This window comes from Mesorhizobium sp. NZP2298, from assembly GCF_013170825.1.
Taxonomy (GTDB): domain Bacteria; phylum Pseudomonadota; class Alphaproteobacteria; order Rhizobiales; family Rhizobiaceae; genus Mesorhizobium.
The window spans coordinates 1,418,328-1,439,330 of record NZ_CP033365.1; the positions used below are offsets into that span (position 1 = coordinate 1,418,328).

The 21,003-nt window shown below is 63.4% G+C and carries 19 protein-coding genes; 8 read left to right on the forward strand and 11 right to left on the reverse strand.

The features are described 5' to 3' along the window. Positions 1 to 624 precede the first annotated feature (624 nt). From EB231_RS06835 to EB231_RS06845, 3 genes are all read right to left on the reverse strand, one after another. The gene (locus tag EB231_RS06835) at positions 625 to 1,632 is read right to left on the reverse strand and encodes a serine hydrolase domain-containing protein (protein ID WP_172348157.1); all 1,008 of its coding nucleotides are present in this window, start codon (positions 1,630 to 1,632) and stop codon (positions 625 to 627) included. Between the two features lie 277 nt (positions 1,633 to 1,909). Beyond that, positions 1,910 to 2,635, reverse strand: coding sequence for an acetoacetyl-CoA reductase (gene phbB / locus EB231_RS06840; protein WP_172348158.1), 726 nt, complete (start codon positions 2,633 to 2,635; stop codon positions 1,910 to 1,912). Between the two features lie 91 nt (positions 2,636 to 2,726). After that, a complete protein-coding gene (locus EB231_RS06845; RefSeq protein WP_172348159.1) occupies positions 2,727 to 3,905 on the reverse strand; it encodes an acetyl-CoA C-acetyltransferase in 1,179 nt (392 codons plus the stop codon). 296 nt (positions 3,906 to 4,201) lie between these two features. Between EB231_RS06845 and phaR the strand changes: the two genes are divergently transcribed. Next, a complete protein-coding gene (gene phaR, locus EB231_RS06850) occupies positions 4,202 to 4,813 on the forward strand; it encodes a polyhydroxyalkanoate synthesis repressor PhaR (protein WP_172348160.1) in 612 nt (203 codons plus the stop codon). A 39-nt stretch (positions 4,814 to 4,852) separates the two neighbouring features. Here phaR and EB231_RS06855 read toward each other — a convergent pair whose 3' ends face one another. Both EB231_RS06855 and EB231_RS06860 read right to left on the reverse strand, forming a co-directional pair. Next, complete coding sequence (locus EB231_RS06855) at positions 4,853 to 5,335, reverse strand: GNAT family N-acetyltransferase (protein WP_172348161.1); 483 nt, start codon at positions 5,333 to 5,335, stop codon at positions 4,853 to 4,855. Further along, positions 5,332 to 5,751, reverse strand: coding sequence for a rhodanese-like domain-containing protein (locus EB231_RS06860; protein ID WP_172348162.1), 420 nt, complete (start codon positions 5,749 to 5,751; stop codon positions 5,332 to 5,334). Before EB231_RS06860 ends, EB231_RS06855 begins: the two co-directional genes overlap by 4 nt. Before the next feature lie 110 nt (positions 5,752 to 5,861). Here EB231_RS06860 and ftrA point away from each other — a divergent pair, with 110 nt between their 5' ends. Next, positions 5,862 to 6,845, forward strand: coding sequence for a transcriptional regulator FtrA (gene ftrA / locus EB231_RS06865; RefSeq protein ID WP_172348163.1), 984 nt, complete (start codon positions 5,862 to 5,864; stop codon positions 6,843 to 6,845). 22 nt (positions 6,846 to 6,867) lie between these two features. Here ftrA and EB231_RS06870 read toward each other — a convergent pair whose 3' ends face one another. Next, a complete protein-coding gene (locus EB231_RS06870; RefSeq protein WP_172348164.1) occupies positions 6,868 to 8,010 on the reverse strand; it encodes a citrate synthase in 1,143 nt (380 codons plus the stop codon). 93 nt (positions 8,011 to 8,103) lie between these two features. On the opposite strand from EB231_RS06870, the gene EB231_RS06875 reads away from it, so the two are divergent. The 5 genes from EB231_RS06875 (at position 8,104) to EB231_RS06895 (ending at position 16,059) form a co-directional block, all read left to right on the forward strand. Further along, positions 8,104 to 9,192, forward strand: a complete 1,089-nt coding sequence (locus EB231_RS06875) for a citrate synthase/methylcitrate synthase (protein ID WP_172348165.1) — start codon at positions 8,104 to 8,106, stop codon at positions 9,190 to 9,192. A 192-nt stretch (positions 9,193 to 9,384) separates the two neighbouring features. Then, positions 9,385 to 10,515, forward strand: a complete 1,131-nt coding sequence (locus EB231_RS06880) for a patatin-like phospholipase family protein (RefSeq protein ID WP_172348166.1) — start codon at positions 9,385 to 9,387, stop codon at positions 10,513 to 10,515. Positions 10,516 to 11,348: 833 nt separating this feature from the next. Beyond that, on the forward strand, positions 11,349 to 12,524 hold the full coding sequence (locus EB231_RS06885; RefSeq protein ID WP_172348167.1) for an efflux RND transporter periplasmic adaptor subunit: 1,176 nt from the start codon (positions 11,349 to 11,351) through the stop codon (positions 12,522 to 12,524). A 77-nt stretch (positions 12,525 to 12,601) separates the two neighbouring features. Then, positions 12,602 to 15,778, forward strand: coding sequence for an efflux RND transporter permease subunit (locus tag EB231_RS06890; protein ID WP_172348168.1), 3,177 nt, complete (start codon positions 12,602 to 12,604; stop codon positions 15,776 to 15,778). A gap of 122 nt (positions 15,779 to 15,900) precedes the next feature. Then, on the forward strand, positions 15,901 to 16,059 hold the full coding sequence (locus EB231_RS06895) for a DUF3309 family protein (RefSeq protein ID WP_172348169.1): 159 nt from the start codon (positions 15,901 to 15,903) through the stop codon (positions 16,057 to 16,059). 69 nt (positions 16,060 to 16,128) lie between these two features. On the opposite strand, the gene EB231_RS06900 is transcribed toward EB231_RS06895, so the two are convergent. Then, entirely contained in the window at positions 16,129 to 17,088 is a 960-nt protein-coding gene (locus tag EB231_RS06900; RefSeq protein ID WP_172348170.1) for an SDR family oxidoreductase, read from the reverse strand. A 72-nt stretch (positions 17,089 to 17,160) separates the two neighbouring features. Next, the gene (locus EB231_RS06905; protein ID WP_172348171.1) at positions 17,161 to 17,370 is read right to left on the reverse strand and encodes a DUF680 domain-containing protein; all 210 of its coding nucleotides are present in this window, start codon (positions 17,368 to 17,370) and stop codon (positions 17,161 to 17,163) included. 114 nt (positions 17,371 to 17,484) lie between these two features. Here EB231_RS06905 and EB231_RS06910 point away from each other — a divergent pair, with 114 nt between their 5' ends. After that, entirely contained in the window at positions 17,485 to 18,399 is a 915-nt protein-coding gene (locus EB231_RS06910; protein ID WP_172348172.1) for a LysR family transcriptional regulator, read from the forward strand. Here the strand turns inward: EB231_RS06910 and EB231_RS06915 are convergent. The 3 genes from EB231_RS06915 to EB231_RS06925 form a co-directional block, all read right to left on the reverse strand. Continuing rightward, the gene (locus EB231_RS06915) at positions 18,357 to 19,538 is read right to left on the reverse strand and encodes an MFS transporter (protein WP_172348173.1); all 1,182 of its coding nucleotides are present in this window, start codon (positions 19,536 to 19,538) and stop codon (positions 18,357 to 18,359) included. The genes EB231_RS06910 and EB231_RS06915 overlap by 43 nt on opposite strands. 262 nt (positions 19,539 to 19,800) lie before the next feature. Continuing rightward, a complete protein-coding gene (locus EB231_RS06920; RefSeq protein ID WP_172348174.1) occupies positions 19,801 to 20,109 on the reverse strand; it encodes a DUF1244 domain-containing protein in 309 nt (102 codons plus the stop codon). 11 nt (positions 20,110 to 20,120) lie between these two features. After that, entirely contained in the window at positions 20,121 to 20,918 is a 798-nt protein-coding gene (locus EB231_RS06925) for an N-formylglutamate amidohydrolase (RefSeq protein ID WP_172348175.1), read from the reverse strand. Between the last annotated feature and the right edge of the window lie 85 nt (positions 20,919 to 21,003).

Here is a 21,003-nt window from a genome sequence, read left to right on the forward strand (position 1 = left end):
TACTCAAGATTATGAAATTGTTAATCTTTCTGAATTTGGTGTTAAGGATTTGCAGGCGATTCCGGCCTATTAACGTTAACTTGCGCTCAAAGCCGGAACAAATCGGCTACAAATCAGCGCCGGCGACGTTTTCCCTTTTTGTTCCCCCAATATCTTGTGTTGTGAACAGCTTATCCACCGGCAATCCACAGGCTTGGCCACAGGGTTCCGCACAGGCGGCGTCCGGCCTGACCAGTCTATTGGCGTGGCGGCAATCACACCAAGGTAAGTGTCCATCTATTTCGCTAATGGACACTCATTAATGTCGGTTGATGAGGATGTTGTTCTGTCGGTTCGTAAGACCCGACGTGTGCGGGACAAGGAAGAGAACAGCCGGATCGGGGCGGCACTCTGCTGCGGGTGCATCGGTTTCCGAGGTTGGGCGCCGGCACGATGTGGACACAACGTGGTATTCACTTGGCGTCGTGGAGCCAGACAGGGACAGCTGCCCGCTGTCACCCGATAAACCGGATCGATGAGTTATTGCCATGGAATTGGTCCAAACGCCTATTTGCTCGAAGAGACAGCCCCTCCGTCAGGCGCTAATTGGTAACGGCAGGGCCGCAATTAGGTGCAAAGAGCCATTCAGGGCGAAGCCGAGGTGATCTCTTTCAGCACCTCAATGAACGTGCTTGTCCTAACGCCCTTCGGATTGTGTTTCGGATCGACAGTTTGAACCACGACCAACCGTTTTGAAGAGACAACGGCAATGACCTGACCACCGTAGCCCGACGCATAGAAGGCATTTGGACCCCAAGTGTCAGCAGGGAGCGTCCACCACATATAACCATAGCCCTGCCGTATTCGCTTGGCGAAGGAATAAGGGGTCGTCGATTCCTTGACCCACGATGCGGGCACAACCTGCTCGTCGCCCCAGCGCCCGCCGTTCAGGAACAATTGGCCGAAACGCGCTGCGTCTCGGGCGCTTAGGTTGAAGGGATAGGCAGGGTGCTCGGAGAACTTCTCGGTAAAGTAGCGGCCATCCTTTGCTGAGAAGTCCTCCATACCGAGCGGCTCGGCAATTCTGCGGTTGAAGCTCTGGAAGATGTCCTCGCCCGTCTGATGCCGGTAGATCGTTCCCAACGTGTTGAAGTCCCAGTTGTTGTAAAACCAGAAAGATCCGGGCGGATGGCTGCCACGCTGAGGCCGTTTGCGCTTGATGTCCCCAGTCTCATAGGCAGCAGGATGATAGATGCCAGAGCGCGCCATCAAGAGGTCGCGGACAGTTGCCGTCTTCTCGCTTGCTGTCAAACTAGGCGCATTGTCGTCAATGCCAAGATCGGCGAGGCTGCTCGAAAGGTCAATCCGTCCCTCGGAAACGGCAATGCCATAAAGGGCACTAAGAAGGCTTTTTCGGACGGAAGCAACATTTACCTTATGGGATGTATTACCCCAGCTGGCAACGACCCTGCCGTCCTGCACGATCATTACGGCTGTCGGTTTGAGCGCCGTCGAATGTTGCTTGGCGACTTTCAGCTTGTCCGCAGACCAACCTACCGTCGTCGGGTCGACCTCCTGCCACGCTTGGGCATTCGCGGTTCCGGTGAGCAGGGCTCCGATGATCAATAATAATGCGAGCCGAATTCTGAACATACAGCTTCTCCGCAATGTGGTGCGAAGGAACAGGGGCAAAACGGCGGTTTTCGGGCGCGCGTCTCCTGAGGGCGGGAACCTCCGATTGGAGATCAGGATCCCCGCAGGCACGCCTCAGGCCGGACGCTACTCCGCAAAGGCGGTGCTGCCGCCATTAACCCTGCATGCCGGATTGGAGGCATTGCGCCGCGGCGGGGGCTCTTTCGCCTCCAAGGGTATCAACGGAAACGGACCGGTTTCCCGGTCCGCTGGTTACAGTCTGAAGCCGTTGGACGTCTCAGGCGACGTACTGGCCGCCATTGGCGGTGAGGGTCGAGCCGGTGATGAAACCGGCATCCTCGGAAGCGAGGAAAACGACGCAGCGCGCGATCTCTTCCGGCTCGCCGAGGCGGCCGACCGGGATCTGCGGCAGGATGCGCTCGTTGAGCACCTTCTCATCGATTGCCTTGACCATCTCGGTGGCGATGTAGCCGGGACAGATGACGTTGACGGTGATGCCGGCGCGAGCGCCTTCCTGGGCGAGGGCCTTGGTGAAGCCGATGTCGCCGGCCTTGGCGGCGGAATAGTTGACCTGGCCGGCCTGACCCTTCTGGCCGTTGATCGAGGAGATGGTGATGACGCGGCCGAACTTGCGGTCGCGCATGCCGCCCCACAGCGGGTGCGTCATGTTGAAGACGCCGGAAAGATTGGTGTCGATGACCTCTTTCCACTGCTCACGGGTCAATTTGTGGAACATGGCGTCGCGGGTGATGCCGGCATTGTTGACCAGCACCGAAACCGGGCCGAGGTCGGCCTCGACTCGGCTGATGCCGGCGGCGCAAGCGTCATAGTCGGCGACCGACCATTTGTAGACCGGAATGCCGGTCTCGGCCCTGAATTTCGTTGCCGCCTCGTCGTTGCCGGCATAGTTGGCCGCGACCGAATAGCCGGCGTTCTTCAAGGCGATCGAGATCGCCGCGCCGATGCCGCGCGATCCGCCCGTGACGATTGCAACCTTGGTCATGCATTTCCCCTTTTTGATATCGCCCTGTTGTCGGGCTTGGCAGGCACTGGATATGAAACGGGCGGCCTGCGCCGCCCGTTCAGTATTTTCTTCAGAGGGCTTCCACGCACATGGCGACGCCCATGCCACCGCCAATGCACAGGGTGGCGAGGCCCTTCTTGGCGCCGCGACGGCGCATCTCGTAGACCAGCGTGTTGAAGATGCGGGCGCCCGAGGCGCCGATCGGGTGGCCGATGGCAATGGCGCCGCCGTTGACGTTGACGATCGAGGGATCCCAGCCCATGTCCTTGTTGACGGCACAGGCCTGCGCGGCGAAAGCCTCGTTGGCCTCGACCAGGTCGAGATCGCCGACCGACCAGCCGGCCTTCTCCAGCGCCTTGCGCGAGGCGGGAATGGGCCCGGTGCCCATGATCGCCGGATCGACGCCTGCGGTCGCCCAGGAGGCGATGCGCGCCAGCGGGGTGATGCCGCGCCGTGCGGCTTCCGCTTCGCTCATCAGCAGCGCACCGGCCGCACCATCATTGATGCCGGAGGCGTTGGCGGCGGTCACGGTGCCATCCTTGTCGAAGGCCGGCTTCAGCTTGGTCATGGCGTCCAGCGTCGCGCCATGGCGGATGTATTCGTCCTGGTCGACGATGGTGTCGCCCTTCTTGCCCTTGATGGTGAAGGCGACGATCTCGTCCTTGAACTTGCCCGCCTTCTGCGCCGCCTCGGCGTTGTTCTGCGAGGCCAGCGCGAACTGGTCCTGGTCGTCACGGGTGATCTGGAACTGGCGGGCGACGTTCTCGGCGGTGTTGCCCATGTGATAGCCGTTGAAGGCATCCCACAAGCCGTCCTTGATCATGGTGTCGATCATCTTGTAGTCGCCCATCTTGACGCCGGCGCGCAGATGCTGCGCGTGCGGCGACAGAGACATCGATTCCTGGCCGCCGGCGATGATCACCTTGGCGTCACCGGTGGCGATCTGCTGCATGCCGAGTGCAATGGCGCGCAGGCCCGAACCGCAAACCTGGTTGAGGCCCCAGGCGGTGGTCTCCTTGGGCAGGCCGGCAATAATCGAGGCCTGGCGGGCCGGGTTCTGGCCCTGGGCCGCGGTCAGCACCTGGCCGAGGATAACCTCGTCGATCTCCGCCGCTTCGACCCCGGCGCGCGACAAAAGTTCCTTGATGACGACGGCGCCGAGCTCATGCGCCGGCGTGGCGGCGAACGCGCCGTTGAAGGAGCCGACGGCCGTGCGCGCGGCGCTGGCGATGACGATGGAATCGGACATTTTCTTCTCCAGACTTCAAGGATGTTGTTCTGTCGTTGAGGACTTTTCTTGCCCTTTCCCAACCCCAAGTCAAACCGGAAATCGGCATGGCGCCCATGCACGCCAAGCAGGTCACGCACCGCCATGCCTGCGGGCTGGCCGCTGCTGCGCAGCATATTTTGCCTGCTATGCAGCATTATATGATCCCGCACTGCACAAACTGCTTGGAATTATAAGGCTTTTGCGCATATCCTCAAAAAGGGCGCAATCGTTACCGGCCGCTTACTCAGGCGCGCCGGTGTCCGGGGAGGATGCAGATGGCCGCAAAAGACGACCCGATCATTATCAAGAAATACGCCAATCGCCGCCTCTATAATACGGGGACGAGCACCTATGTGACGCTCGAGGATCTGGCCGAGATGGTCAAGAAGGGCGAGGAGTTCACCGTCCAGGACGCCAAGACCGGCGACGACATCACGCATCCGGTACTGACCCAGATCATCTTCGAACTGGAGAACAAGGACGGGCAGAACATGCTGCCGATCCCGTTCCTGCGCCAGCTGATCGCCTTCTACGGCGACCAGATGCAGATGATCGTGCCAAGCTTCCTCGAGCAGTCGATGATCGCCTTCTCCAAGGAGCAGGAGCGCTTTCGCGAGCAGATGAAGGGCACGATCGGCAAGTCGCCGCTGGATGTGATGAAGATGGCGACGCCGATGAAGGCGCTGGAAGAACAGACGCGCCGCAACATGGAGATGTTCCAGAACGCGATGCGGCTGTTCACGCCTTTTCCGCCCGCGGGCTCGGCGCCAGCCGCAGCCCCCGCCGAGCCGGCCAGAAAGGACGCGCCGGCGGAGAAGTCCGACGATCTACAGCAACTGAAGGATCAGATCGCGGCCATGCAGCGCAAGCTCGATACGATGTCGTAGGCCGGCAGCCGGTCGGACGCAGCCCAACCCTGCCGTGCCTTATCCATCGACGGTCAGCTTCCACAATTCCCAGGTGTCGTCGGCCCGCCCGTCAAGCGAGCGATAGAAAGCCTTGGCGCGCATGTTGGATTGCAGCACCGTCCACTTGATGGCGGATGCACCGATGCTGGTGGCATGGTCTCGGAGCCGTTCCACAAGGACGTGGCCGACCGACATGCCGCGCGCCGCTTCAGCCACGTAAAGTTCCTTCAGCACCACGACCGGCTTCAGATCGTAGGTCCAGGGGATGAGATAATGGACGGCGATGCCGACGATTACATCTTCAACTTCCGCCACGAACACGCCGAAGCGGGGCGATGGCCCCAGCCCATGGTCGACGATGTCGGTCTCGGTGACGCGGAATTTGTCGTCATAGCCCTCGAAGACGGCGAGCGCCCGCATAAGGACGAGCACCTTGCCGACATCCCGCCGCTCGAACGGACGGACGACCGCTTTGCGCGCTGGGCTCGGAGTTGGGGTCATGACCACAGAGTGCCAGGCGCCTTGCCCGAGGCGAAAGGAAACTCTTCATCCTGCCAACCTGTCATGCCACCGATCATGATCTTGACCGGCAGGCCGAGGCTGGCCAGTTTGAAGGCCGCCCGGTCCGCGCCATTGCAATGCGGCCCGGCGCAATAGACGACGAACAGCGTGCCTGCCGGCCATTCCGCCATACGTTCCGCCGAGATCTCGCGGTGCGGCAAGTGTAGCGAGCCCGGCACATGGCGGCGCTCATAGGCTTGCGGCGAACCGACCACATGCAGAAGGACAAAGTCCGGCTCACCGGCGCGCAGTGTCGCGGCGACGTCGGAACAGTCGGTCTCGACCGAAAGTCGACGCAGGAAATGGTCGCGCGCAATCTCCGGCGATGCCACCGGAATGTCTGTCACCAGGCTCATCAAGGGTCTCCATCACTGATGGAGCTGGTCTCCATCACTTTTGATGGAACCGAGGTAGCGCAACGGGCCAGCGATTGCAGCTGGCAGCTTTGCCATATATCGTCAAGATCATGCCAAATCCGCCTCTTGCCAATCCATTGGTCGTTGCCATTGCCTATGACGGGCTGTGCACGTTCGAGTTCGGCGTGGCGGCCGAAATGTTCGCCTTGCCCAGGCCGGAGATGGGCGCGGATTGGTATCGTTTTGCCGTCGCCGGCATTGATGCCGGCGAAATGCGCGCGATGGGCGGCGTGCGCCTCGTCGCCGATGGCGGGCCCGATCTGATCGGCGAGGCCGGCACGGTGATCGTGCCGGGATGGCGCGGTGCGGAGTGTCCGGTGCCGCCCTTGCTGATCGAGGCGCTCCGGGCGGCCAATGAGCGGGGCGCACGCATCCTGTCCATCTGCTCGGGCGTCTTCGTGCTCGCCGCGGCCGGCCTGCTGTCGGGCAAAAAGGCAACCACGCATTGGCGCTACAGCAAGAGACTGAGGGAGATGTATCCTGACATCACGGTGGTTCCTGACGTCTTGTACATCGATGAGGGGAATGTCCTGACATCGGCCGGTAGCGCGGCTGGTATCGACCTGTGCCTGCATCTGGTTAGGCGCGACTTCGGCACCAAGGCCGCCAACATGGTGGCGCGACGGCTGGTCGTGCCGCCGCATCGCGACGGCGGCCAGGCACAATATGTCGAGAGCTCGGTTCCCGAGCCTCATGAACGCAGCCGGCTCGGACCGTTGATCGACAGGATGCGCGCGGATATTTCCGCCGACTATCCCATTGCCACCCTCGCCAACCTGGCCGGAATGAGCGAGCGGACATTCTTGCGCCGGTTCGCGGCCGCTACTGGTGTCACGCCGGCGCGCTGGCTGCTTTCGGAACGGCTATCGCGGGCGCGCACATTGCTGGAAGACACCGCTATGCCGATCGAGCGGATTGCCGAGACCGCCGGATTTGGCGCGGCGGCGACGTTGCGGCATCATTTCCGTCAGCAATTCGCAACGACGCCCGCCGCGTACCGTGCGCGGTTCGGGACCAGTGCCAACCCCGCCTGATGGCAGACGACTTCCTGAGCTGTCAGGGCAATAATCCCTCATAGCGGCCGCGCGGCCGGATGATGCTGCCGCTCACGATCTGCTCGACCATATGCGCGGCCCAGCCGACGCTGCGCCCAAGTGCGAACAGATGGAACGGTGCATCGCGCGGCAGGCCGAGGCTGCGCGTCAGCACCGCCAGGGCAAAATCGATGTTCGGCTGAGCGCCGGTCGCGGCAATAGCGGCGGTTTCCAGCGACCACAATGTCTCGTCGGTGTTGCCGATGGCGGCCAGAAGCGCCGTGGCCCGGGGATCGCCTTCGGGGTAGAGTTGATGGCCGAAACCCGGCAATGGCCGGTCATGGCCGAGCCAGCGTCGGATCGTTGCATCGGCGCCGTGCCGTGCCGCATCTTCGGCGAGATGCATCACCGCCTCGCCGGCGCCACCGTGCCGCGGGCCGGACAGCGTCGTCAGTCCCGCCAGTAGGCAAGCGGCGGGTGAAGCTCCCGTGGAGGCGGCAACGCGAGCCGCGAAGGTCGATGCATTGAGTTCGTGATCGGCGAGCAGCACGAGGGCGCGCCGGATCGCTTCGGCGCCGTTCTCATCGACCGACCAGCCCTGCGCCAGTCGCCGATGCACCGGATCCGGCCCCGCCTCGGCACCGAGGGCGCCGGCCAGCACGCCGATCGCGCGCGCCGCGTCGGCGCATAGCGAGGCGGCGCTGCGTCCAAGCGAGGGCCGCGCCTGGCCGGCAAGCAAGGCGAGTTGCGCGAAGGCCGGGCCTCGGCCCGGTTGGCGCGGCGCATCTGGCGACGGCGCCTCGAAGCGGACCGGTTCAGGCAGTGCCCAAAGCACGGTGGCGGTTTCTTCCAGCGTCGCATGGTCGGACAGCGCAACGGCATCCCGGCCCCGATAGATGAGATGACCGTGCCAGACGGTCGAAATCGCCGTTGCGATCGACGGTTCGCCCCAGGCGATGGCGCTTTCGGCGATGGCAGAGGGGCTGCGCCCGCGTGCCCTTCGCGTTGCCAGCGCGGCGATGTCGTCGGCGCGATATTCGCTGCAGCGCGGGTCGGCACGGTCTGGACGCATGCCGATGCGACCGCGGCTGACATAGGCGTAGAGCGTCTGCGGTCTCACCCGCAGCTTTTCCAGCGCCTCTTCCCGCGACAACCATTCGGACATGGCGAGCCCTTATATTGATTCTATTGATCAAGATTGATGGTGATCCGACCTACCCTTATCTCCCACATGGAAAAGCTTCAAGGAGACAAGGCCATGGCGAATGGGCTCGATGATGTGGTGGCGGCCGAAACCGTGCTGTCCGATGTGGATGGTCTGGGTGGCCGGCTGACGATCCGTGGCTATTCGCTGTCGGAACTGGCCGGACGATGGAGCTACCCGCAGGTCGTCCGCCTGCTGCTGGATGGCTTCTTCGACGATCTGCCTGGCGATGCCGAACTGGCGGCGAGACTGGGTGGGGCCCGCGTCGAGGTGTTCGAGCGGCTCCTGCCTTCGCTGCCCTTGCTGGCGCCGCTCGAGATCTACAGCGCCATGCGCGCCGGCATGGCCCTGCTGCCGGATGGCGAGACGCTGGCGGATGCCTTGCGGCTGATTGCGGCGCCCGCCGTACTGACGCCGGCCTTGTTGCGCCTGCAGCGCGGCGAGCAGCCGGTCGCGCCGGACGGCAAGGCCGGTCATGCCGCCGACATGCTGAGGATGCTCAATGGCGTCGCGGCATCGCCGGCATTGGCAAAAGCGCTCGACACCTATCTGGTGACCGTCTGCGACCACGGCCTGAATGCCTCGACCTTCGCCACCCGTGTCGTCGCCTCGACATTGGCCGGCCTGACCTCGTCGGTGCTGGCCGGGCTCGGCGCGCTCAAGGGGCCGCTGCATGGTGGCGCGCCCGGACCGGTGATCGAGATGCTGGATGCGATCGAGGCGCATGGCGACGCGGCCGGCTGGCTGCGCGACGAAATCGCCCATGGCAAGCGCATCATGGGTTTCGGCCACCGCATCTACCGCGTACGCGATCCGCGTGCCGATGTGCTCAAGGCCGTGGTGCGGCAGCTTGGCGGCGAAGACGAAACCGGCCGCCGGCTGGCCTTCGCGGAAACGGTCGAGCAAACCGCGCTCGAAGTGCTGCGGATCGCCAAACCGCAGCGCTCGCTGCAGACCAATGTCGAGTTCTATACCGCACTGGTGCTGGAAGCGGCGGGTTTCCCGCCGCGGGCTTTCAGCAATGTCTTCGCCGCGGGCCGTGTTGCCGGCTGGATCGCGCATGCGCGCGAACAGCAGACCACCGGGCGGCTGATCCGCCCGCAATCGCGCTATGTCGGCCCGGTGCCGGACCTCGTCGCCTAGCCCATCAAAGGCACGACCTCTCCGCGTCGAAGCGGAGGGCTTTCGGCATGAAGAAATTTCACGTGATCACGCGACCGTGTTCGTGTCTTGCCATGGTCCATCCTTATATGCTGCACTGCAACATAGAGCGATAGTGGCTGCTCTCTCCATTGACGTTGGGGCAGGCTGACGCATCAGGATGACAGGAACGCCATGACGAAGAACGGCAAGGCGGAGGACAAGAAGAAGATCAACATCGCCCTTCAGGGAGGCGGCTCGCACGGCGCCTTTTCCTGGGGTGTGCTCGACCGCCTGCTGGAGGACGGCAGGCTGGAAATATCAGCCGTTTCCGGTACCAGCGCCGGCGCCATGAACGCGGTGGCGCTGGCCGACGGTTTTGTCCGCGGCGGGGTCGAGGGCGCGCGCAGGAAGCTTGATGATTTCTGGCATGCCGTCGCGGCGAAGGGCCGGTTCAGTCCGGTGCAGCGCTTGCCGTGGGACGTCGCCTGGGGCAACTGGTCGATCGAGAACACGCCGGGCTATGTCTTCTTCGATACGATGTCTCGGGTGTTCTCGCCCTATGTCGCCAACCCGCTTAGCCTCAATCCTCTGCGCGACGTGGTCGCGCAGGAGATCGACTTCGAGAATGTCCGCGCCTGCAAGTCGATGGAACTGTTCATCTCCGCCACCAATGTCGAGACCGGGCAATTGAGGGTCTTTTCCGATGGCGAGATCGACCTCGACTCGGTGATGGCCTCGGCATGCCTGCCGCAATTGTTTCGTGCCGTCGAGATCAAGGGCGTACCCTATTGGGACGGCGGCTATGGCGGAAATCCGGCGCTCTATCCGTTCTTCAAGACAGCGGCGACCGAGGATGTGCTCCTAGTGCAGATCAACCCCGTGGTGCGCGAGGGAACACCGAGGAGCGCCAACGAAATCCAGAACCGCATCGACGAGATCACCTTCAACGCGGGGCTGTTGCGCGAATTCCGCTCGATTGCCTTCGTCAAGGAACTGATCGCCGCCGGCCGCCTGCCGCATGGCGAATACCGCGACATCCGCATGCACCGCATCGATGCCGACGAGGCGTTCAAGGACTTGTCGGCGTCATCGAAGGTCAATGCCGAATGGGCGTTCCTGACCTATCTGCGCGATCTTGGCCGCACCGCCGCCAGCGACTGGCTGGAGGAGAATTACGACGCCGTCGGCAGCCATGCCACGCTCGACCTCTCCGGTGAACTCGATGACGGCTTCAAGCCGGTGCGCGGTCCCGCACCCGGCCGTCGGGTCAAGGAATTCCTCGCCGTGCGCAAGAACCCGGAAGCCGAGCGCCGCCGGGCCTGAACCTGCCGGGCTTGCGCCTCAGCGCCAACTCCGATTTCCGGGAGACCTCGCCGATGTCTCGATCGACCCGGCATCCTTCGCCCGATCCGGCAGGACGACAACCTTCGCGTGTGAAGGATGCTGCATCATGCTGACGCCTCCTGCCACCCACGTGCCGACGATGCAGCGCGGTGTTGCCGAACCGGCGGGCCGGACGATGGCCAGGGCTCCAACGAATAGCACGGAAGACAGTTCGGATTTCCGCGGTCGCACCGCGCCCGTTGTCCTGTCGCGAGCCGGGAGGTTGCGCCGATCCCCGATGTTCCAGAACAGGGCACATCGAGGTTGCCGACACCAGGTTCCATGGCAACGAAACCGACCTCGGCGATCCCGGCCTGATTGGCTTTTTCAGCTATTTCGCAAGTAATTCCAATGCATTGAACATGCTCCCCAAGGCGGGGGTAGCGTCGTTCACCGATTTGGCTCGTCGGTCTAAATTCGCCTCAAGATTCAAGAATCCGCGCGTGGCGTCGGCGTTATCCAGGGACGTCGTGCTGCCTGTCGGCAATGGCAGACCGGCCATTCGCGCAGGCCATGAGGGAGGGATCGTGAGCCGCCTGCAGGGTCCGCTGAACTGGTATTTTAGCGGATCAACAACAGTTTCGCGGCGGCCACACCTTGTCCCGTCATGCAATGCTGTTGCAACTTTCGGACTATATTGCGGTGCAACTTTGATGTAGAAGCGCGCTCGCCGATCACGGCAATTTGAACACGGTCAGGCGCGCACCCATATCGGCGACGCGCCCGCGTCATGAAGGCGCGGCACTGGCCGAACCCGCAACGGAAAAACGACGATGCCTAAAATCAGGTTTCACAAACTTGCAGCCATTGTTGTGCTCATCGGCTTCGCGGCCTGGATGGCGACAGGCGAATTCTCGTCGGTCGGAAGCGTCGCGGCGAACAAGGCAAAGGCGGCCGAAGTCGAGCAGGGCAAGGCACCAGACGCGGGCAAGCCGAAGACGGCGGAAGCCGAACCGAAAGCGCCGTTGCGCACCGTCGCGGTGGTGACGCCGCCGCGCAAGACCTATGCGCGTGCCATCCGCATTTCAGGCCTGACCGAGGCCGACAAGCGCGCGGTGCTGGCAACCCGTGTCGGCGGCGTCATCGACAAGCTGCCAGTCAGCCAGGGGCAGCACGTCAAGACGGGTGATCTGGTGCTGATGCTCGCGGCGGAGGAGAAGATCTCCAATGTGGACAACGCCAAGCAGTTGCTGGCGCAGCGCAAGGCCGAACTCGATGCCGCGGAGCGGCTCGCCAAGACAGGCAATTTGCCCAAGCTGCAGCTCGACACCGCCCGCTCCAACCTGACCCAGGCGCAGTCCCAACTGGATACCGCGCAGGCCGAACTCGACCGCAACGAAGTGAAGGCGCCGTTCGACGGCGTTATCGACCGGGTGCCGGTGGAACTCGGCAGTTCCGTCATGCAGGGCAGCGAGGTGGCGACTATCCTCAAGCTCGATCCGGTGATCGCCCGCGGCGAGATCAGCGAGCGCGACCTCGGCTATCTCAAGATCGGCGACAAGGCCAAAGTGCGACTGGTCAGCGGCCAGACCGTCGAAGGCACCGTGCGCTACATCAGCCGCGACGCCTCGTCGGCGACCCGCACCTTCCGTGTCGAGGTCGCCATCCCCAATGCCGACGGTTCCGTGCCGGCCGGCATGACGGCGGAAATCCAGCTCAGCGCGTTGCCCACAGACGCGGTTCTGCTGCCGCGCTCGGTGGTGACGCTGGGCGACAAGGGCGATCTGGGCATCCGCGCCGTCGGCAAGGACAACAAGGTGGCGTTCTTCCCGATCGACCTGGTCGACGACACGCCGACTGGTCTGGTGCTTGGCGGAATCCCGGCCGACGCGCGCATCATCGTTGCCGGCCAGGAACTGGTGAAGGAAGGCGATGAGGTCAATCCGGTCGAAGCCGACCAGGCGACCATCAACAAGCTGATCGGCGAAGCCACCGCCGGCACGCAGTAGCGCAGGGGCGACGACGCCGGACCTTCCGGCGACAGACGTCCGTTCGCCACTTCCGAAAGCAACCGCAGGCATAAGTCATGGATATCGTCAGACTTGCAATCAACAATGCCCGCCTGACCATCTCGGTCCTGGTCTTCCTGCTGATCGCAGGCTGGGTCGCCTATCAGTCGACGCCGAAGGAAGCGGAACCCGACGTTCCGATTCCGATGATGTATGTCAGCCTGATCTATCAAGGTATTTCGCCGGAGGATTCCGAGCGCCTCCTGTTGCGACCGATGGAAAGCAAGCTGAAAAGCCTGAAGGGCCTCAAGGAAATGCGCTCGGCCGCCTTCCAGGGCGGCGGCTATGTGCTGGTCGAGTTCCAGCCGCAGACCAATCTGGCGACGGCGCTGCAGGACACACGCTCCAAGGTGCAGGACGGCAAGGCCGACCTGCCGCAGGCGGCCGAGGAACCGGTCGTCACCGAAGTCAACATTTCCGAATTTCCGGTGCTCGTCGTCACGCTGTCGGGCGAATTGCCCGAGCGTGTGTTGGCCGCCGCCGCACGCGAGTTGCGCGACCGCATCGAAGAGGTGCCCGGTGTTCTGGAAGGCTCGCTGCAGGGCTCACGCGACGATCTCGTCGAAGTCGTCATCGATCCGATGAAACTATCGTCCTATGGCTTGCAACTCGAGCAGCTGATCGGTGCGGTGGGCGCCTCCAACAGCCTGGTCGCCGCCGGCAACATCGAGGGGTCGGAGGGCAAATACGCCGTCAAGGTGCCCTCGCTGATCGAGACGCCCGAGGATGTGGCGGCGCTGCCGGTGGTTGCGGGTCCCAACGCGGTGGTGCAGGCCAAGGATATCGCGACGATCCGTTCGACCTTCGCCGATGCCGACACGATCACGCGCCTCAACGGCAAGCCGGCCATCGCCATCGAGGTGAAGAAGCGCATCGGCGCCAATCTGATCGACACGCTCACCAAGGTGAGGGCGGTGTCCGACGCCTTCGTCAAGACGATGCCCGAGGGGATGCACGTCACCTACACGCAGGACAAGTCGGTCTTCGTCAATCAGCTGCTGGGGGACCTGCAGAACCACGTGATGATCGCCGTCATCCTGGTGTTCATCGTCATCCTCTATGCGCTGTCCGGCCGTGCCTCGCTGCTCATTGGCCTCGCCATCCCGTCGTCCTTCCTGATCGGCATCCTGCTGCTCGCGATGATGGGCTACACGATCAACATGATCGTGCTGTTCAGCCTCATCCTGGCCGTCGGCATGCTGGTCGACGATGCCATCATCGTCACCGAATTCGCCGAACGGCGGATGAGCGAAGGGATGCCGAAGCAGGAAGCCTTCGCGCTTGCCGCCAAGCGCATGGCCGGTCCGGTCATCGCGGCGACGATGACACGCATCGCCGCCTTCTCGCCATTGCTGTTCTGGCCGGGCATCATCGGCGATTTCATGAAGTACATGCCGATCACGCTGATCGTCACGCTATCGGCGTCGATGCTCTACGCGCTGGTCTTCGCGCCGACGCTGGGTGCGATCTTCGCCAAGGCGCCGGAGCATCATGAGGATGACAATCGCGACGGCTGGTACATGGCGGTCGTCAAGCAAGCCGTGCGCTTCCCAATCACCGTTCTGGTGCTTACCGTCGTCCTGCTGGCCGGCATCTTCGTTGGCTATTCGAAGTATGGCGCCGGCGTCGAGTTCTTCCCGAGTGTCGAACCGGATTACGGCCTGCTCTACGTGCATGCCCGCGGCAATCTTTCGCTGGCCGAAATGGATACGGCGACCAAGATCGCCGAAAACAGGCTGCTTGGCTGGCCCGGCATCAAATCGGTCTACACCCGCGTCGGCAAAACGCAAGGCGGCGGCCAAGACGTCCCGGAAGATGTGGTCGGCGTCATCCAGTACGAGTTCATCGACTGGCGCGAACGCAAATCGGCGAACCAGATCCTGAACGATCTGCGCGGCGTCATGGCCGGTATTCCCGGTGTCGACGTCGAGGTTCGCGTGCCGGAAGCCGGGCCGCCGACCGGCAAGCCAATCCAGATCAGGCTTTCGGCCATCGACCCGGCAGGCCTTGACGACAAGGCGCGTGCGGTGGCGGCGCGGATCGCCAAGGTGCCCGGCGTCATCGACATTTCCGATGGCCTGCCGCCACCCGGTGTCGACTGGGCTCTCGAGGTCGACCGTGCCAAGGCTGCCCAATACGGCATCAGTCCGACCTCGGTTGGAACGGTGGTGCAGCTCGTCACCAACGGTTTGAAGCTGTCGGAATACCGGCCTGCCGGCGCCGACAAGGCGGTCGACATCCGGCTGCGCTTGCCGGAGGACCGGCGCACGCTGTCGACGCTCGACGAGCTCAGGGTGCAGACCGCGCAAGGTTCGGTGCCGATCTCGAATTTCGTCGTCCGCAAGGCAAAGCCGAGCGTCGGTATCCTCAACCGCATCGACGGCGCCCGCACCGTGGTGGTGCAGGCCAACGTCGCCGCCGGCGCCCAGGTAGCCGCCGTGCAGCAGGAGGTAACCCAGGCCGTCACCGACATGAACCTCGGCAGCGGCATCCGCTGGAAGCTGGCCGGCTCGAACGAGGACAGCGCGGAAGCCAGCGCCTTCCTCAGCAAGGCCTTCGGCGCCGCGATCTTCCTGATCTTCCTGGTGCTGCTGGCGCAGTTCAACAAGTTCACCAGCGTCTGGCTGGTGCTGTCTTGCGTGGTCATGGCGACGATCGGCGTGTTCCTGGGGCTGCTGATAACAGGCGAGACGTTCGGTATCGTCATGTCAGGCATCGGCGTCATCGCGCTCGCAGGCGTGGTGGTGAACAACAACATCGTGCTGATCGACACCTATGACCGGCTGCGTGAAGAAGGCTGGGACAAGATGGACGCCGTGCTGCAGACCTGCCGCGAGCGCGCGCGACCGGTGGTGCTGACGGCGGTGTCGGCCATCCTCGGCGTGCTGCCGATCGCTTTCGGCCTTGGCCTGGAAATCTTCCATCACGAGACGACGATCAACGCGCCGTCGACGCAATGGTGGATTTCGCTGTCGTCGGCGATTGTCTTCGGCCTGTCCTTCGCCACGGTGCTGACGCTGGTGGTGACGCCGTCGATGCTGATGGTGTTCACCCGCGCCAAGGTCAAACCCGGCGCACGGCGTGGCTTGATCAGCCGGCTGTTCCGGCGCGGCAAGGGCGAGATCTCGTCGGACGCGGCGACGGCGGATGCCGGCGCGGAACCCGCGATCGCCTTCCCGAAAGCCGCCGAATAGGCAGGCTTCCCGATCTGACCGGCAAAGGCCGCCCGGAACAACCGGGCAGCCTTTTGCATTGTCCCCCAAGAGCGAAGCAAGGCGTCGTCTCGTAGCAGAGCGTCAAACGCAGGGAATTCTTCATGCCGATCAGCACCGTTGTCATCGTCGTCCTGATCCTTGTCCTCATCGGGGCGGTGCCGGCCTGGCCGCACTCGCGCTCCTGGGGTTATGGACCTTCGGGCATTATCGGCGCGGTGCTGGTGGTGGCTCTGGTGTTGCTGCTGATGGGGCGGCTCTGAGGCGCTTTTCGGTTCGTCGAGACGCCTTTCCAGCGTCAAGAGAAGGGCTGGGATGGCCCGCCGACTGCCTCAGGCCGCTTTCGGCGTGCCCACCAGAGTGGCGATACCGATGTCCTCGAGGGCTTGAGCGACCGCCTGATCGAGTGGCGTATGCGGGATTTCTCCGATGATACCTTCCAGCCGCGTCGAGGCCAGTTGGTGCTGCTCGAAGCGCAGATAGGACATCGAGACGATCTCGCGCCACATCGCCACGAACGGGCTGCCGGCGCGCAGTACCCACCAAGGCATCGAGGTCATCTTGAGCGACCGGCCGAGCGCCTTCTCGGTAGCGGCCTTGATCTCAATATCGGTGACGGCATGGCCGGGAAAGTTCAGCGCCTCGTAGGAGCCGAGCTTGTCGAGATTCCTCGCCAGCGCGACGAAGCCGACAGCGAAGTCTGGCAGGTAGGCCCATTCATGCACGAGGTCGGCCGGACCGGGCGCGGTGTAGACGCCCTTGTTGATCTTGGCGGCGACGACTAGGTCGAACCAGGAGCCGCTGCCAGTGCCGCCGAAGAAATCGCCGGCGCGCAGCACAATGGTGCGCACACGGCCTGCATCGGCCTCGCGGTGGAACAGATCCTCCATGGCGCAGCGGATGCGGCCCTTCTCGGTCGTCGGGTGGAACGGCGTGTCTTCCGTGATCATCGCCGGCATCGGCGAGCCGTAATTGTAGACGGTGCCGGGAAACAGATGCAGCGCGTTGTTGGCATGGCAGGCGGCCATGACGTTTTCGGCCATCGGCAGGCATTTGCCCCAGTCGGTATAGATCGGGTTGAGGCCGTTGAAGATGATATCGACGCCTTCGGTGGCGCGGATCAGCGATTGACGGTCCAGCGCATCGCCGGCAACCGCCGTGGCGCCTTCAAGCTCGGCCGGTACCTTGCCGGTGCGGGTGACGGTGCGGACGTCGAAGCCGGCGTCGATGAAGGCTTTGGCAACCACGCGGCCGAGCCGGCCATTGGCGCCGAGAATTGCGATCTTGGTCATTGTTCGTCTCCTTGTTTGCCCTGAAGCGACGGGACGAGCCCGCCGCTTTCAGGATCGTTCGAGAACCGCCCTTCAGCGGTTGCCGAAGAGGTTGTGGTTGGCGCCCTGGATGACCGGTTGCTGATCGGCGGTCCCGGACTTCTCGATCGACGTGGTGATCGTGCTGTCGGTGCTGGTGGCGGCGGGCTGGTTGGCATCGTTCGAGCCGAACTTGTCGCTGCCGGCAAAGGCAGTGCCGGCGGCGATGAGGAGGGCGGCGGCGGTGAGTGCGATCTTGGTCATTTGAATTCTCCTGGTTGGTGTTTGCAGTCCGTATCGGTGTTTGCAGGGCGAATATGATTGCCTCAGGACTGAATTGAAATTGACCATGGATGCAGTTTTGATATTCATTATTGAATGGACAATATCGATTGGAACCTGATCAAGAGCTTCGTCACGGTCGCGGAAACCGGGAGCCTGTCTGCCGCCGCCCGAAAACTGTCGGCCAGTCAGCCGACGCTGGGACGTCACATCGGGGAGTTGGAGCAGGCGCTCGGTGTCACGCTGTTCCGGCGTGGGCGGAGCGGCTACGCGCTGACGGAAGCCGGTGCCACGCTATTCGAGCGGGGCAAGGCGGTCAGCGAGCAGGCGAGTGCCTTTTCACGGCTGGCGCTGGGTTCGGTCGAGGCCATCGAAGGCACGGTGCGCATTGCCGCCAGCGAGGTGGTGGCGGCCTATGTGCTGCCCGACATGATGGCGCGGCTCGGCATGGAGGAGCCCGGCATCGAGGTCGAGATCGTTGCCTCGAACCAGGTCGAGAACCTGCTGCGCCGGGACGCCGATATCGCCATCCGCATGGTCAAGCCGGCGCAGAACGAACTGGTGGCGCGCAAGGTCTGCGATATCCCGCTTTGCGCCTGCGCGGCCATTTCCTATCTCGATCGGCGCGGCCGTCCAGCGGGGCCGGCCGACCTCGTCAATCACGCCCTGATCGGCTTCGACCGGAGCGATGAGATCATCAGGAGCTTCGTCCAGCATGGTATCCCGGTCACCCGTGGCAGCTTCCGCTTCAGGGCCGACAACCAGATCGTGCTGTGGGAGGCGGTGCGGGCGGGAAACGGCATTGGCCTTGGCCAGGAGCCGCTGGCCGAGCGCGATCCGCTGGTGGAGAAGGTGCTTCCCGGCCTGCCGTTGCCTGACTTGCCGGTGTGGCTGGCCATGCATCGCGATGTGCGCGGCAGCGTGCGCATCCGCCGCGTGGCGGACTTTCTTCACGAGGAACTCAAACGCTATTCGGCGGGTGCCGTTTCGGGAGCGAATTCGGCGCGGTGAGCGAGGCCCGCCATCAGCAGGACAACGATCAGCAGGACCGACATGGCGATGAAGATCGGCCCGAAGCTGGAATGCTCGGCGACGAAGCCGATCGCCGACGGCGCCACCAGAATGCCCGAATAGCCCATGGTGGTGACGACGCTCATGCCGGTGCCCGATGACATGCCTTCCTGGTTGCCGCCGGCCGAAAAGATGATCGGCACCATATTGGCGATGCCGAAGCCGCACAGCGCGAAGGCCGCGATGGCGAGCCAGGGCGAGGGCGACAGGCCGGCGATCAGCATGCCGGCGGCGGCGGCGACAGCCGAGCCGCGCAGCGTCGTCACCGCGCCGAAGCGGTTGCGCACGCCATCGCCGAAGAAGCGCATGATCGCCATGACGCCGGAAAAGGCGGCATAGGCAAGACCGGCGACGGCAAGGTCGGCGCCGAGTTCCTGTCTGAGATACAGCGCCGCCCAGTCGAGCACCGCGCCCTCGGATATCATAGTCAGCAGGGCCATCAGGCCGATCAGGTAGACCAGCGGGTTTGCCGGCAGCGTGAATTTATGATGCTCGGCCGCCCGTGGTCTGTCCTCGGCAACGAGATAGCCGACCGCCATGGCGATCGCCGCGAAGGCAAGCACGGTCACGACTGCGGCATGGGCGAGGTGGCCATAGTGCTGGATGGCAAAGCCGCCGAGGCCGCCGCCGGCGAAACCGCCGAGGCTCCAGAAGCCGTGCGAGGACGACATGATGGCGCGGGACATTTTTCGCTCCACCACCACCGCATTGGCGTTCATGGCGACATCCATGCCGCCGATCGAGCCGCCGAAAATGAACATGGCGATGGCCGCCAGCGGCACGTTGGGCGCAAGCGCCACCAGGAGCAAACCGAGACTGCCGCAAAGGCCGAACCAGCGCAGCACGGTGCGCGAGCCATGTTTCGAAATCAGGTGGCCGCACAAGGTCATGGCTGTGACCGCGCCGGCGCCGAACAGAAGGATCAGCAGGCCGAGCGTGAATTTCGAAATGTCCAGCCGGGTCAGGAATACCGGAATCTGCGGCGCCCAACTGCCGGTCAGGAAGCCATTGGCAAGGAAAATGGCGGCCACGGCCCATCGCCCGCGAATGGCAGTTTGCATAGCGTTCAACGCGTTCATAGGGCGAATCCGGTCAAAAAATGGCTTTGCGCGGCAAATTAGATCGATTCAATTCGCAGTCAAGCGTCGGCCGCAGGGAATGCTTGGACCAAAGGCCCAAATGGGACAGGATTGTTCGTGTTAGACTTGTCTGACGTTGGAGATCAGCGAAAACGCCTCTGCCTTCGTCATCCACGAGCGGAGCAAGGAGCGTAGCGACGCTGCGCAGACCCTAGGATGACTAAGGCGCGGAAGTCTGGCCCATCCGCGACGCCGGAAGAACCTAATGATCCTTAGGCCGCTTGGCCTCGAATTCGGCTTTCTTGGCGTCCGACGCTTCTGTCTGGTTGATCGCCTGCCACTCGGCGTAAGGCATGCCGTAGACGATCTCGCGCGACTGGTCCTTGGAGAGATCGACACCCTCGGCGTTGGCGGCCTCGCGATACCAGTTCGAGAGGCAGTTGCGGCAGAAGCCGGCGAGGTTCATCAGGTCGATATTCTGCACGTCGTTGCGTTCCCTAAGATGCTCGACCAGCCGGCGAAAGGCAGCGGCCTCGAAGTCGCGCTTCTGCTCGTCGCTGAGTTTGGTCATCGAAACCTCCGTCATAGCGGCCCGGTGCGCGAGCCGAACATTTTCACGACATGTATATCGGGACGGCGGTCGATGGCGTCAACGATCGGCGCCAGGCGCCCGGCCCACGCGATCGCGCCCTTCTGGTCTGAAATCAGGTCCTGGCGGATCTCGATCAACGCGTGGGCATAGCCATTGATAATGGCATGCTTGAACATGGTGTCGCCACGCAGCGCGCCGTCATAGGGCTCATTGTCACCGACGACGAGGCTCTTGTCTTCGGCAAGCATGTCGATCAGCGGCCGCGCCACCCGGTCGTCCCGATCCCAGAGGATGCCGACATGCCACGGCCTCTGCCTGCCCTGCATGACCGGGGTGAAGGAATGCACCGAGAAGATGAAGGGCGCCTGGCCGGAAGCCTGCGCGACCGAGGCAATCAAGGCGCCGACAGCGTCGTGATAGGGCCGGTAGAAGCGGTCGAGCCGCCTTTCGCGCTCCTCGGGTGCGAGCGGATAGTTTCCCGGCACGACAGTACCGTCATAGAGCTGGCGGATGAGCGTCGGATCGTCCTCGCCACGATTGGGGTCGATCAAGAGCCGTGAAAAGTTGGCGATCAGCGCAGGCACGCCGAGCAAGGCCGCAAGTTCGCGGGTCACCGCTTCGACGCCGATGTCGTAGGCGATGTGGCGGTCGAATTCCGCCGCCGGCAGGCCAAGGCTGCCATAGTCCTCGGGCAGGTCGCGGCGGGCATGATCGGCCAGAAGCACGATGCCTCGCTTGCGGTCGCCCTCGACGATATCGAAAGGCGCGAAAACTGTGGATCGGGTCATTGGCGGGAGATGGTGTGTTCGCTGGCTTCCGGGGAGGATGCTATCGTCATTCCACGAAGACGACGCGTGCGCAATGCCGTTGTTT